The 15,908-nt window shown below is 37.5% G+C and carries 5 protein-coding genes; 3 read left to right on the top strand and 2 right to left on the bottom strand.

Translation table 11 applies throughout. The features are described from left to right. Both IPM92_07365 and IPM92_07360 read right to left on the bottom strand, forming a co-directional pair. On the bottom strand, positions 1-1,194 hold the full coding sequence (locus IPM92_07365) for a pyridoxal phosphate-dependent aminotransferase (protein ID MBK9108196.1): 1,194 nt from the start codon (positions 1,192-1,194) through the stop codon (positions 1-3). Between the two features lie 130 nt (positions 1,195-1,324). Continuing rightward, positions 1,325-4,186, bottom strand: a complete 2,862-nt coding sequence (locus tag IPM92_07360) for a T9SS type A sorting domain-containing protein (GenBank protein ID MBK9108195.1) — start codon at positions 4,184-4,186, stop codon at positions 1,325-1,327. Positions 4,187-4,667: 481 nt separating this feature from the next. Between IPM92_07360 and IPM92_07355 the strand changes: the two genes are divergently transcribed. The 3 genes from IPM92_07355 to IPM92_07345 all read left to right on the top strand — a co-directional run bounded on the left by IPM92_07355 (position 4,668) and on the right by IPM92_07345 (position 15,819). Continuing rightward, positions 4,668-9,293: an HYR domain-containing protein gene (locus tag IPM92_07355; GenBank protein MBK9108194.1), complete on the top strand. Its 4,626-nt coding sequence runs from the start codon at positions 4,668-4,670 to the stop codon at positions 9,291-9,293. Between the two features lie 56 nt (positions 9,294-9,349). Continuing rightward, positions 9,350-10,978: a T9SS type A sorting domain-containing protein gene (locus IPM92_07350; protein ID MBK9108193.1), complete on the top strand. Its 1,629-nt coding sequence runs from the start codon at positions 9,350-9,352 to the stop codon at positions 10,976-10,978. A 467-nt stretch (positions 10,979-11,445) separates the two neighbouring features. After that, positions 11,446-15,819, top strand: coding sequence for a hypothetical protein (locus IPM92_07345; GenBank protein ID MBK9108192.1), 4,374 nt, complete (start codon positions 11,446-11,448; stop codon positions 15,817-15,819). The last annotated feature ends 89 nt before the right edge of the window (positions 15,820-15,908 follow it).

The following is a 15,908-nucleotide window of genomic DNA, read 5'->3' as shown; positions in this document are numbered from 1 at the left end:
CTAATACAAGTCATCTATTGCATCCCTCATTCTGTTTACTGCTTCTGTGATTTTTATTTCTGATAAAGAATAGGAAATTCGGATGCAAAGTGGTGCTCCAAAAGCAATTCCACTTACAATGGCAACTTTGGCCTTCTGAAGTAAATATATTGCAAGATCTTCCGTATCACGAATGATGCCCAGTTCGTGTTTTTTACCAAGGAGGCTGCTAACTTCAGGTAATACATAAAATGCTCCATCAGGTTGATTGATGATAAACTCTGGTATTTTCTGAAGTTCTTGAATCAAGTGGTTGCGCCTTAGTTCGTAAGCTTTACACATGATTTTTGCGGAACTCATATCTGAATTAAGCGCTTGAATGGCGGCTTGTTGACTAAAACTTGCAGCTCCGGACGTGAATTGTCCCTGAATTTTTACACAAGCATCAATAATATATTTTGGTCCACCCATATACCCCAATCTCCAACCTGTCATTGAAAATCCCTTTGAAAATCCGTTAATAGTGACACTTCTTTCTTTCATTCCATCTAAAGAGGCGATGCTGAAGTGCTTGGTACCAAATTGAATGAATTCATAAATCTCATCCGATACAGTGAGCACATTAGGAAAATCATTTAATACTAAAGCAAATGCTCTCAATTCCTCTTCATTGAATACAGCACCTGTAGGATTACAAGGTGATGAAAATACAAATAGTTTAGTTTTTGAGTTAATCACCTTTTTGATGTCGTCAAGAAGCGGTTTGTAGTTGGATCTGACATCACTTTCTACACAAATTGGGGTTGCGCCGGTTAGTTTGATAATTTCATAATAACTCACCCAGTAGGGAGAGAGAATGACCACTTCATCTCCAGGTTCCAGAGTAGCGAAGCACAGGTTGGCAAAACATTGTTTGGCACCATTTGATACGATAATTTCTTCAGGGCTGTATTTTATTGAATTATCTCTTGAAAATTTGTTGCTAATGGCTTTTCGCAAATCCAAAGTTCCGGCAACGGGAGTGTATTTGGTATAACCGGCCTTCAAGCTTTCTATAGCAGCTTCTTTGATAAAGTCTGGAGTATCAAAATCAGGTTCTCCAAGGCTAAGATTAATTACATCGTGCCCTTCACTGGCCAGTTGACGGGCAAGTTGAGCCATCCGCAAAGTTGCGGATTCCGTCATTTCCTGGACTCTTTTAGCTAGTTTTAACATGGACGCAAAGGTCTCAAATTATTGCGAATTGACCTAAAATACCTCTTTATTGTATTCAGAGTGTATTTTATTCATTCCAGTAGACATTGAGCCTAGCTCAAAACAATAAATCCAGTCCTTAAAAGTGCTTTTAATTCAAATGGAAGAATTTATAAACTTTACTTTCTTCTTTGCTTTTGATGCGTATGAAATATAAATCCGTACTTAGTTGATCCAAAGGAAATTCCAACTCATACAGACCTAAAGATTTAACCTTGATTTCTATACTCTTTCCTTCCATATTGAAGAACTCAAATTCTAGATCTTTTGGAAATTCAGTATCAGAAAACAAGAGTATGGATTTGCTTCTGTTATTAATAAGTACATTTTTAATGTTAAACTTAGAAGTTCCAGGCTCCAAACATTCAATTGACCTGAATTCAATTACGGAGCAACAACGTGCATTGTCATTTTCGCAGATTTTTACAAAATCAAAAGTTCTACCTGATTTTTTAAAATCGAATATGGTAATGGGCAAATTTGCAAATGGATAAAAGCCTATCGGGCCTGATCCATCAAATACTTCAAAGTATTTATTGGTAACACCACTGTATTTAAAATCAAGTTGTAAAGAATATTGACCTGGTCCGGTACAATTTAAAGGACTTGCTTTTACTTCAAATATTTTACAAGGCTCAATATTGGGTTTGCAACAAGGCCTTTCTAGGTATCTTGTTAAATTGATACTAGTATCTTTTTGATCTACAATTTTAATCGTGTAAATGGTGTGACAATCTGCTTTTAAAGGACTTGTCGTAATTGGAAGTTTTGCATAAGCAAAAGTGCCACCAGGATGTCCGTTAATGTATAAGTGAAATGAATCTGAGACATGTCTGTATTGGAATTTAATATTCAATTTAAACATAGAATCGGGATCGCAATCTGTACGCGCCATTTCGTAATTGAATAATTCATGATCGATAGAATCGCAACAAACCTTTCCAAGTTCCACATCTGCTTTACATTCATTTGCATGGCAATCGAAAACTACAAATTCATATGGGGTGTTACAATCGGCAGGTAATGGACCTATTTTTAAAGGCAATTGGCTGTATCTGAAGAGGCCATAATTTTTGCCATTGCCCAATACTTTAAAGCATTCTGAGGTCCCCGTGTAATTGAAATTGAGGACTGCATAAAAGGTATTATCAGAATTGCATGGTGTTCTTTCTACTTTAAGATTGTTGATTTCACAATTCTGATCACAACAAACTTTACCAAGAAGTTTTTCAAATTTGCATTCGTCTTTGAGACAATCAATAATGACAAATTCATAGTTCGTTTGACAATCGCCTTTGAATGGTCCTAATTTTATTGGAGAATTCGCATATTTAAATTCACCGTAAAGTTGCCCGTTTCCTCTGACTTTGAAACATTCTGAGGTATTTTCTGCGCTGACTTTTAGAAATACATAAAATTGATTGTCTGCATCACATTCAGTACGTTCTAATTGTACATCGCGAATTTTACATTCTTTATTCATGTTATCGCAGCAAACGGCTCCGATACTTTTTTCAAGTGCGCAAGGAGTTTCTTTACAATCCTGAATGACAATTTTATATTCCGTACGGCAATCTGCCAAAAGCGAATCAATCCTTACAGGCAATTGATTATAGCTAAAGGTGCCATGAGGATTTCCGTTGATTTTAACCCTAAAACAATCAGATGTATTTTGATGATTAAAATTGAGAAATAAGGTAAAAAAATGTGGGTCTTTGCATTTTACAATATCGTAACGCAATTCGTACAATTTGCAGGGTTCTGTTCCTAAGTCACAACATATTTTGCCTAATTCCTTAATGAGTTTGCAATCGGGTTTTTCACAATCTGCGATGACAAATTCGTATTCAGTTTTGCAATCGCCATTGAAAGGGCCGAGTTTGATAGGTAATTGAGTGTACTTGAATTCACCATATTGATGCCCGTTACCGCTGATTTTAAAACAGGATGAAGTTGATTGATGTTGAAAATTGATATGTACAAAAAACTGTCCATTGCTGTCGCAATGAGATCTTTCAACATTTAATTCATATAGTTTACACGGCTCTGCCATGGTATCACAACAAACAGGGCCCCATAATGTATCTGTTTTACAATCTAGTTTAATATGGTCCTGGATGAGAATTCCATATTTGGTTCGGCAGTCTGCTTTTAGTGGACCGAATTTGTAACTTGGGCTTCCATATTTGAATTTACCCATGTTGGTTCCATTGACTTTAATGTAAAAACTATCTGATGTATTTTGACTATTAAATGTTAGGAATGCATAGAATTTTTGATCGGAATCGCATGGACTTCTTTCAATTTTTAGATTCGATATTTTACAAATTGTTTCGCAACAGACCTTTTCCATTTCTATTTTGGTGTTGCATAATTCTTTATCACAGTCAACTATTTGAAACAACCGAGCCGTTTGGCAATCCCCTTCGAAAGGGCCTAATTTTACAGGTAATTGAGCGTATTTATACGTTCCTGAAAGATGATTATTTACAAACACATTGAAACAGGCCGATGTGTTTTTATATTTAAAATTGAGAAAGGCATAAAATTTACGATTCGAATCACAACTTGTTCTGTCAAGCATTGGTTCTGAAATTTCACAATTGGCCTCACAGCAAACTTTGCCAAGATGGAAAGCCGCATGACAATCATTGTTGTGACAATCTTTTACTACAAATTCATAATCTGTAAGACAGTTACCGTCTAGGCCGTCAATGATAATAGGTAATTTTGAATACTCAAAACTTCCATAATTTATGCCATTTCCGGTAACGGTGAAGCAATTGCTTACATCCTGGTATCTAAAATTAATTTTAACAAAGAACTTTTTCGAAGCATTACAATCCGATTTTGTCAATTGCAATTCAAAGATTTCACAGGCTCCAAAAAGCTGGATACTTTGAAAAATGAGCAAAAAACAGAAAAACATGAAGTTTTTGGAAAATTGGATCATGGCAAGGAGGTTTAAAGTTTAACTTGATTTAAGTCTAATGTTAGATAAAGATACGTTTTTGAAGCGAATTAGGTTGCCTGAGTCAACTGAATTCCTGAAATGATATTATATATAACATGTGTAAAGAATTTAATATGTAAATTCACTGCTAGCCAAGCAATAATTTTTGATTGAAAGTTTGGAAATTAGAAGAATAAGTGTATTTTTGCTCATTGAAAAGACGTGTAATAACACGAACTCAAGATTCTTGACTGAAAGGTGGACGAAGCAAACCTCCAAAAGTATAGATTCAATTTGAGTGCAATTAATTCGTATACAATGATTTGTATATAATGTTAATTGTAATATTAAAGCTCAATTGCGGATTTGTATCTACAAATTTGGAAATGCAGTCGTTGCATTTTGCAGTTATGAAAATTCGGGTTTGTGCTTGGCACGAAATAATTTAAAGACGAATTTTTAATACCGAATAACCCATTTCATGAAACGTACACTATTTTTTCTAATTGGATTAATTGCAAGCCTAAACATGGCTTTCGCACAAGGCAATTCTTGCGCATTTGCTGCTTTTCCTCCACAGGGGGCTGGTGTTGGTGCCTGTTTGGCTGCCATACAACTGGCATGTCCTGAGTTAGTAGCGCCTGAATGCGGTTGTTGGCCTGACCCTAATGCGGCACCTGTTAAAGTAAATCAGCATGTGGATTTCAAATTTATTGAATTTCCAGTAGGTTCCGGAGAATGGCATCTGGACTCCATGCAGGTGAACTTCAACGACGCGCCGGAAGCTGGTTGTGCAGATGTAACCATCAAAATGACTGCCGTCGGAGACTTAAGTTCCCGTCCCTTTGAGGATATCGTACTCGTTGATGAATATGGAAATATCATCTGTCGAGTAGGTGGTGCCGACTGTGAAACAGTAGTAGCTACATGTACGATGTCATTTTGCGATTACAATACGCAGCTTCAGGGAGGTCTTCATTGGAGAACTTTACCTAACTCTTTAGTGACCAATAGATTTCAGCATCCTTTTTGTGGTGAAAACTGGGTCAATATTGAATTGACAATTCCCCAGTCTAATATTCGTGCTATTAATGATCAAACCAATGAATGCGGTGGACTAGTAAGTCTTCCAGAGGGCACTCATGAGATTAATTGGTTCAGTATTAATAAATATACCTGTGAAGAAATTACTGCTAAACAATCACTTACCGTAGGTGACAATGTTCCTCCAGTGATAGTAGGTTGTCCTAAAGCTGTAATTATCAATTTAGGTCCCGGTGAATGCGAAGCCACTTGGGATGCACCTCCTTTTATGGCGATGGATGATTGTCCGACAAATAATTTCGTAAATGAGGCTACTTCAGTGGGTTGTAATGCCGGATTTACTTTCTGTGGATATGATGCGGTTAATCCTTCAGGCTTTATTTTTAATGTAACGAATAATACACCTCAACAAGTTGCTATTATTGGGTTTATAAGTTCTTTCTCTGCTGGTTGTGCAGGTGTTACAAGTACAGCAGCGATATTTGAAGTGTATGCTAAAAATGCGATCGGACAACCTTGGGAATTAGGATTGACTGGATATAACAATAATCCGGCATCTCAAGGCTGTAATGGGGTGTCACCAAAAGCTTTATGGACTTTGATGAAAAGAACAACAGCAGCAGATGGTATTCGGGCTTTGCCTGTAACTGCACCTGCCAGAGATACTTTATATATGGGAGGAGCCGGAACCCCATCAAGAGACACTATATTTAATTGTGATGGAACTTTTGTAATAAATGTTGGATCATCCAGGACCTCAAATTTATTTCTACAACCAGGTGAAACAAGAGGTTTGTTTATCGGCGGAGGATTAGGTACGCGATTTGAGATGATTTCACCGAATTTCGGTTCATGTAATGCCGGTCGTCCATTTGGTAATGGCCTCATGCAAATAAATACTGGACTTATCGCGGGTGGTATTTCTTCAAATACAGCAGCTTCAATTGGCCACTTAGGCGCTTGTCGTCCAATTGGTTATGTTGGAGATATTATCTACGCTACTTCTGATAATATGATCGCTGTTCGCCAAACATGTGGTCGTCCATATGGTCCAGGTTGTTTCTTTCCAATCGGTTGTACTACACTCTGTTATGAGGCCTCAGATGCCGCTGGAAATATTGCTACTTGTACATTTGATGTATGCGTAAATGAATATTTAAATACTGTTCAACATCTCGCTTGCCAAGATGAAATTCAAATCAGCTTAGACGAAAATTGCTTTGCAACCGTGTCAGCGGATGAAGTACTCGCCGGTGGTCCTTATAAATGTTTCGATGACTACGTTGTGGAACTTAGAGATTGGATCACAAATGTGATCATCGATCGTCAGCCCAATGTACCCGGAGTTCAATTAGGAATTCAGGATATCGGGCGTGAAATAAAAATAACAGTAAGAGATCCTGTCACAGGCAATTCCTGTTGGGGACATGCTACCGTTGAAGATAAAATTGCACCCCGTCTTACATGTGCAAGAGATACTTGCATCACTTGTGGAACTTCCGAAACCTCTCCGCAATTTATGGGGACTCCATCTGTAGTAGAAAATTGTGGTGGCTTTGCCTTATCCTATAAGGATAATGTAACTCAAGGAAGTTGTGCTTCCGGCAACGAAGAGATCATAGTTAGAACATGGACTGCTGAAGATGGCTATGGCAATAGAAGTAGTTGCATACAAACTATTACAGTAGCTCTCGCAACAATTGCTTCTGTAGACGTTCCTTTGAATTTTGATGACCTTGAAGAATCTTCACTTAGTTGTGACGGAAAAATAAACACTACAAAAGATTATACGGCGCATTACTTATCATCCCCATATTGCGTTGATGGATATCTATTAGATTCAGCATATTGGTTTGCAACTGGTGGATTTTTACCGAGCCCAAATGGAGATCTTGCCGGAGAAAGATTACCTAAAACTTTAGGATGGAATTGTATTGATACCGGACTCTATATTGGTCATCCTAGTCCATTCCCTGTTTATTGGCCAGCACATCCCAGCTGGAGACCGACAAATCCTGTTTGTTGGGGACCTGACGAAGTGATTCAATGGGCTGGAACTGGATTTCCCTCTGGTGGTGATTGCTCAAATATGGGTATCACTTTCCAGGATATTCGCATTGAATTGGCAACACCAGGTTGTGATGCAGGCCCTATAGGCTGTTTCAAAATTATAAGACAGTGGACCGTTTTAGATTGGTGCACAAGTGAAATTGGAGGCGTAAACCAAATTATAAAAGTAGCTGACAAAGAAGGACCAGATGTTCTTTATCCAGATACCGTAATTGTAAATATGGATGTATGGACATGTACCGGAAAATGGGACGTTCCAGCACCATGGTTACTTGATAATTGCAGTAATGAATTGCATTATAGTGTAGAATCAGAAACAGGAACCGTCTTGGGAAATGATGTCGCAGGTTACCTTATACTTGATATGGAAGTAGGCATATGGAATGCATATATTATTGCAGAAGATTGTTGCGGAAATATTACCAAAAAACGCGTTGCAGTTAATGTTCAAGACAACGTGCCTCCGGTTGCTGTATGTGATCAACGAACAGTTGTTAGTATTAATGGAAATCAGTCTCCCACCGAAAATTTTGCAAAAGTATTTGCAGAAGATTTAGATCAGGGAAGTTTTGATAATTGTGCCCCTCATATTTTCTTTAAAGCCATTAGAATGGAACACCTCAGAGGTACCAACAATGGTAGCAATGCGAATCAGGCGGATAATGGAATAAATTGTTCTGGTATTAATGGTGATGACAATGCAATACTTGATGGTAACCAAATTTATTTTGACGACCATGTGAAATTTTGTTGCAGTGATGTAGGAAATAGAATAATGGTTGTTGTTCGCGTGTTTGATCGCGAGCCAGGAGTGGGACCTATCGCACCAAGCAGAATGAACCCAGGTGGTAATTTATTCAACCGCTTTAGCGATTGTATGGTTGAAGTAGAAGTTCAAGATAAAAGTATCCCTACAGTAGTTGCACCACCAAATATCGTTGTGAGCTGCTGGTTCTGGTTTGATGTTGAGAACCTCGACGATCCTAATGATGCAACTTTTGGTAGAGTGGTCAATGATTTGAGTGCAAGGAAAAAAGTCGTAACAAAAGATCTCGTATGTTATAACTATTGCGTCCGCAATGACATTACCGGATACCCAGGATTCGTTCCTGGTGCTCCACCTTCAAATCCACCTGCATGGAACCGTGCTTGCGATTATTATCGAGTGTTGTTTGACACAGCACATGCAGATCGCAAATATGAACTGACCTGGGGTTTTGATGGAACTGTATTAGGTGCCTGCGGAACCAACTTTAGCATATCCGTTAATGACAACCGCGAGTGCGGGCAGGGACAATTGACTAGAACTGTTGTTGCCAGAGGACCTAATGGTCTTAGCGTAACGGCTACTCAAACTATTTGGGTTGTGGACTGCGATCCATTTTATATCAATAGAACAGATAATTGCGATCCTGATGATGATATTACCTGGCCGGGTAATTGCACTGGGCAGGCAACTACTATAGTTGGATGCGGAGCGGATTTGAGCCCGGATAATCCATTATTAGGCAGACCAATCGTTGAGAACAATTCAGATGATTTGTGTGCTTTGATCAGCATCGAATACTATGATGAAATATTTACCATAGAACCTCAGGCATGTTTCAAAGTATTGCGGACCTGGGTTGTCATTGATTGGTGTCAATATGACCCAAGCTTGGATCCAATCAATGGAAGATGGGAGTATCTACAGATCATTAAAGTATCTGATACTGATAAACCTGAAATTACAGTTACCATGGGCGATTGCGAGCCAGCTGTCAAAAATACTGCTGAAAATGTTTGTTATGGACATATAAGCATTACAGTGGATGCAACAGATAATTGTAGTCCTTTGGATTGGTTATTCTATGATTACAAGATAGACATCAACAATGATGGAAAAGGACAACATTCTGGATTTGATTATGCAGTGGGTCCATTGACTAAAAAGAATATGCTGCAGGAAGAACTCCTACAAAAGTTCATAACCCGCTGGCAGATAACGCGCTGAATCCTTTCGATGCAAGTGGTACCTATCCAATCGGAATTCATAGAATATGTTGGTATGTGGAAGATGGTTGTGGAAATATTGCCGCCAATTGCCAATTGTTTGAAATCAAAGATTGCAAAGCACCTACCCCTTATTGTCATGTAGGCATTATTACTACGGTCATGCCGGTTAATGGTTGCATTACGATTTGGGCTAAGGATTTGGATGCCGGAAGTTTTGACAATTGTACTGCAGCTCAGGATCTCAGAATTTATTTTGATGATTTTAACAGTGACAGTATGACGATTTGTTGTGATGATTTTGTAAATAACAGAGTCAACGATGAGTTGATCATTCCTGTGACGATATGTGTTGAAGACGAGGAAGGCAACAGAGACTGTTGTGAAACTACAGTTGTTATACAGGATCCACATAATGTTTGTCCGGATGTAGGCTCTTTTGGTAAAATCACCGGTGAGATTAGAACCCTCAGCAGTGAAGAAACTCAGGATGCAGAAGTTCAGTTGTTTGAGTCAACTATTATGAAAAAACACATGACGACTTCTACAAACGGACGTTATCTATTTGGAGATTTGGATTATGGATTGTCAAAAGAGTATGTTGTGAAACCAAACCGGAATGATGATCATTCAAATGGCGTATCTACAGCAGACATCGTTAAGATTCAAAGACATATTTTAGGAATTGAAGAATTAAACACACCATACAAAATAATTGCAGCGGATGTAAATCTTAGCAATAGCGTAACAGCATCTGATATTTCCGAGATTAGGAAGTTGATTCTTGGAGTAAGCAATGTGTTTTCAAAATGTGAAAGCTGGACGTTTGTGCCAAGTTCTTATGTGTTTGTTGATCCTAAAGTACCTTACAACGCTCCTCGTCAGTCTGTAGTTCCACTTCAGACACCAACGGAAGTTATTGAGAACTTCCTGGCTGTCAAAATGGGGGATGTTAATAACAGTGCAAGAGGTAGAAATTTTAGTGGTAGCACTACTAGATCAAATGCATTGCAGTTAACCATTGATGACGCAAATACGGTCGCAGGTGAATTGTATCGGGTTGCATTCAGAGCTTCAAACTTTAATAATATCTCAGCTTACCAGTTTACTTTAAAATTTGATCGGAGTGTGCTTCAGTTTGAAAGCTTGGAATCTGGAGTTTTGGCTTTGGATGAAGCCAATTTCGGAACGAATAGAATTCAGGATGGAATTCTTACAACTAGCTGGAATAGTAAAAATCCAATGACTGTAACTTCTGATGAAATCTTATTTACTCTTGTATTTAGAGCCCAAGCAACTGCGAAAGCAAGCAGCCTTTTGGCCATAAATTCTGATATAACCGAAGCAGAAGCATATGACGGATCTCTCCATATCAAGGACGTTAAATTAGGAGTTAGAACTGAGAAAGGTTTGGAAGGAACCGCAGTTTTTGAATTGAGTCAAAATACACCGAATCCATTCCTTAAAGAAACACTGATCAAGTTTACTTTACCTGAAGCTGGAATGGCCAAATTGAGTATTTATGACGTTTCCGGAAAAGTGTTGAGAGTTTATGAACTCCAATCCAATAAAGGCGAAAACAAGTTTATATTGAACAAATCCGATATTAATGTAAGCGGTGTTTTATATTACCAACTGGATGCAACAAGTCATACAGCAACGAGAAGAATGCTCATAACTGAGTAAGTATAGATCTATTAAATCGCACATATATGCTTAAATAAGTGATATAATGTTGATTTATAAGATCTTATAATAAAAAATTCAATATTTTAGAAAAGGCACTAATCGCAGGATTGGTGCCTTTTTTTTTATGTTGGCTTCAAGTCAATTGGGGAATATCATTTATTATATAAATTATTTTTACCCATAGAATTATTTGATTAAGTGTAAAATCTTGTAATTCATATGATTAACAATTGATATATTTTTATAATATTTTCACATTAAAATCTCTTCTAAACCTAATCTTTTTTGATTCTTTTTTGGAATGTTACTTGCAATTAATGGGTAATGGAATATTTGAGCATTCAGTTACTCAGATCCTTTCATAATAGCACCCACCCAATATTTCACAATAGTGATATAGGTCATGCCATATGGGCATGGGATGTATGACTATAGGCAAAAACGAATTTTATAAACATAAGATTATGAACAAACCATTACTAACAACAGTATTAAGTCGAGGCATCGGAAGATTAAAGATGATAGCGATACTGTTATGCTTCCCCATCTGGAGTGAAGTTTCCGCACAACCCTGTGGAAATCCTTCTCCACTTACAGGAGTACCTGGTATTGCATGTGTAGGCGATCATGACACTTTACTGATCAATCCTTACTTTGGTGCAAGTAGTTACCAATTACTGGTAAGTCCAGCAATAGGTGTAATTATAAATAATTTGACACCTGGATTTCCAGGTTTCGAAATATTTTACACTCTGCCTGGTAATTACGAACTGATATTTAGAAGAGATATAGCTTGTGCTGACACATTTAATGTACATGTGTCCAGTCGTTTTGCTCCGCAGGTGGATTGCAATGATAAAATACATTTTTCATTGGATGAAAATTGCGCAGGATTCGTTTATCCAAGTCTAATACTGGAAGGTATTTATGACAGTCTCGATTATATCGTAGTCATAAAAGACAAAATTACCAATCTGCCTATCCAAAGCAGCCCTTATCTCAATGCTTCTCACATCGGCAAAGAATTTATTGTGGAAGTTATTCACGTTTGTTCCGGGAATACATGCTGGGGCTATATGTTAGTAGAAGATAAGTTAAAACCTCGTTTAGAATGTGAGACTTATACCATTGATTGCGATGAAGAATATGAACCTGAAGATATTGGTTTTCCAATGCCTGCTGGTGCTCCTAACCCAACGAGAATTGGAGTTCAAAGATATCGGTCTACCAACAGTTTGGTAGATAATTGTGGTCCTACGATTATTACATATTCAGATCGCATTGTACATGCTGATTGTCCGCCGCCTATTTTATATATAGATACTGTTTTCAGAGACTGGATAGCAACTGATTCATATGGAAATGAATTTACTTGCACAGACACCATTTTAATCCGGGTGGGAGATATAGGTGCTATTACTTGTCCATTGAATTATGATGGATTTCAAAATCCAATATTACTTTGTGAAAACCGTCAAAAGCAAGCTATTTTTGGTGCAATAGCCTGGAACGCTTTGCCTAATGGGCACCCATCACCATATGATTCATTAAATTCGAATGGTAGTGTAAAATACCAAGGCACAGGTTTGCCAAGTTTCGCAACTTGCAGAAATCTTGATTTTACTTTTACAGATATTCGTTTGAATGTTTGTCCGGGTACTTTTAAAATACTCCGGGAATGGATTGTTGCCGACTGGTGTACAGGAAGACAAACCACTTGTATTCAAGTTATAAAAGTTGAAGATCAAAATGGTCCGCAGATTGTTTGTGGAGATAATATTACTATTTCAACATTACCTAACACTTGTGAGGGCGAAGCAATTTTAAATATTCCAACGGTTTTTACGGAGTGTTCAACAGTAAGTTGGGTAGTCAAAGTAAAGCGCGGAGCTGATTTGAATACGCCACCTTCAGCTATAGAAGCAACAACCGCCGGTGTATTAAAATTAAATAATACGCAATATCAAATATTTAATCTTCCTGTAGGATTATCATGGGTTTTATTTATTGGAAATGATGGTTGCGGAAACGCGGATACTTGTGCTACTGAAGTATTTGTGGAAGAAAAAACAAGACCAATCGCAGTGTGTGATCTGGAAACTGTAGTAACGCTTACAGATGCAGGATCTGCAAAAGTTTATGCAATCACATTTGATGATGGCTCGCACGATAATTGTGAGATGGGATATTTTAAAGTCCGCAGGATGAATCCGGGTAATTGTCCAGATCCAATTAAAGATGATAGCCTATATGGAGATTTTGTGGAGTTCTGCTGCAACGATATTCCAAATAATCCATTAACCGTAGTATTACAAGTTGTTGATAAAGCAGGTAATACAAACGAGTGTATGGTGCGCGTAACCGTGCAGGATAAAAAACCACCAGTTGTAACTTGTTTACCTGATATTACTATTTCATGCGAATTTGATAAAGCAAATTTATTTGTGTTTGGTTCTTACAGAACAGCTGAGTTTGATCGAAGACCCATAGTTTTGTATGATCCTACTTATACTCGCTATGCCCAACCTAGACATTGGGGATATGATGGATTAGTCATTGAAGATTGCAATTTGCATGTGGATAGCAGTGTTGATAACAATTTAAATTCATGTGGTCTTGGAACGATAGAAAGAAAGTTTGCTTTTTATGATGATTTTAGCATCAATAATAAACAAAGGTGTACGCAAAAAATTACAGTTGTTGATTCCACACCTTTCGATGGCAAAAATTTAATTGTATGGCCAGACCATATTGAAACGCATGCTTGTCATGCTGACATCAGTCCTGATATTACGGGTAAGCCTAGCTGGCCATCTAATTTGACTTGTTCTAATATCATTGCAACATCTGAAGATCAAGTATTCAACATTGTGGAAAATGTTTGTTTCAAAATCTTAAGAACCTGGACTGTCGTAGATTGGTGTCTATATAATAGTAGTACTGGTAAAGGAAGATGGACTTACACCCAGGTCATTAAAATTAAAAACTCCATCAATCCTCACTTTATAACACCTTGTTCAGACTTATTTTTTGAAAGTACAAATTCTGATTGTAATGGTTTTGCTACCCTATTTGCAGAAGCATCAGATGATTGTTTGCCTGCTCAATTACTCTATAATTATGAAATCGATCTTAACAATGACGGAAGTGTTGAATTTTCAAGCATTGGAAGCAATGCCAGTGGAACGTATCCAGTAGGAACTCATCGCATCAAATGGACTGTTATAGATCAATGCGGCAACAGTGCAACATGTATACGTCGTTTTACGATCATCGATCGTAAACTTCCAACGCCAGTTTGTCAAACCGGCCTTATAACAGTGATCATGCCATCAAGTGGGCAAGTTACGATTTGGGCAAACAGTTTCGATCATGGTAGTAGGGACAATTGTACACCTAATAATAAATTGCGTTTTGCATTTTCTGCAAATCCAAATAATGTGACACGCACATTTACGTGCCCGCAAATCGAGGGAGGCGTTGTTGATACATTTGATGTTAGCATCTTTGTTTTTGATGAAGCAGGTAATGCTGACTATTGTGATACCAAAGTGATCATCCAGGATGGATTAGGTAATGCATGTCCTGACAATTTGGGAGGTGGAAACACTGGCAACCTGGCTGGAGCAATTTTCAATGAGGCCAATAGCAAATTAGAAAATGCAATGGTGACCCTAAATGCAAATATGCCAAATATGCCTAAATATGAGATAACTCAGGTAGATGGTCAATATGCATTTGTGGGATTGCCATTAAATGAAAATTATACAATCACCGCTCAAAAAGATGATGATCCTTTGAATGGTGTAACGACTCAGGATATTGTTTTTATACAAAGACATATTCTTGGACTACAGAATTTGAATTCTCCTTATAAAGTAATCGCAGCAGATATTAATAATTCTGCCTCTATTACGGCGAAGGATGTTTCAGATCTCCGCAAATTGATTTTGGGTATTACGAATCAATTTCCTGATAATAAATCCTGGAAATTTGTTTCCGCTACTCAGAAATTCAACGACAGTAACAATCCATGGCCTTTTAATGAAAAGTCTGTGATAGACAAATTATCCAATGATAAAATGGATAATAATTTCATCGCCATAAAAATGGGAGATGTTTCGGGAAATGCCCGCACCAGCAACTTGCAGAATGTAGAACAAAGAACCAAAAAATCATTTGTTCTCGACGTAGAGGATTTGGATTTTGTTGCCCGCCAACAAGTACGAATCCCTGTAACTGCAGGACAAACAGGCGTATTGTCAGGAATGCAGTTGGCTTTTAATTATGAAGCTTCGGTTTTGCAATTTAATGGTATTGAATCTGGAGTTATTCCCATCGACGATGCTAATTATATGCACGATTTTGCAACACAACGCATCAAGTTGAGCTGGGATCAAGTGATTCCGTTACAGGAAAACCAAATTTTGTTTTACCTGGTATTTGATGCTTTAAAGAGAAGTAAACTGAATGGAAATCTCGTATTAGCATCTGACTTTTTAGCAGAAGCTTATACAGAACAATTAGATGAATTGAACATCGAATTCAGATTCAAAGACGAAAATGGATCTACAAAAGGATTCTATTTATATCAAAACCAACCGAATCCATTCAATGCCGTTACAAAGATTAAATTCAATATACCGGTTGATGGTGAAGTGCGATTAACCATCATGGATGTGAATGGAAAATTAATTAGAAAAATAGTAAATCACTATAAATCAGGATTAAATTCTGTTGAAATTAAACGCGAAGATTTAAGCCGGACAGGGTTGTTGTATTATCAACTTGAAATGGGAGATTACAAATCTGTTCGGAAAATGCTTCTCATAGAATAAAGCATACCAGCAAACATTAAGCGTTTTAAGGTATACCCCCTCTTTGTTCTTATTTAATAAACTATAACTCAATGCTTGACCCTCGAAAG

It is taken from the genome of Saprospiraceae bacterium (genome assembly GCA_016719615.1).
Classification (GTDB): domain Bacteria; phylum Bacteroidota; class Bacteroidia; order Chitinophagales; family Saprospiraceae; genus Vicinibacter.
Note: the sequence above shows the minus strand (reverse complement) of the source record. Positions and strands in the feature narration are given on the sequence as shown.

Excerpts from the sequence above, each read along its gene's own strand:
- IPM92_07365 (MBK9108196.1), bottom strand. The coding sequence starts at position 1,194 with ATGTTAAAACTAGCTAAAAGAGTCCAGGAAATGACGGAATCCGCAACT.
- IPM92_07360 (MBK9108195.1), bottom strand. The coding sequence starts at position 4,186 with ATGATCCAATTTTCCAAAAACTTCATGTTTTTCTGTTTTTTGCTCATT.
- IPM92_07355 (MBK9108194.1), top strand. The coding sequence starts at position 4,668 with ATGAAACGTACACTATTTTTTCTAATTGGATTAATTGCAAGCCTAAAC.
- IPM92_07345 (MBK9108192.1), top strand. The coding sequence starts at position 11,446 with ATGAACAAACCATTACTAACAACAGTATTAAGTCGAGGCATCGGAAGA.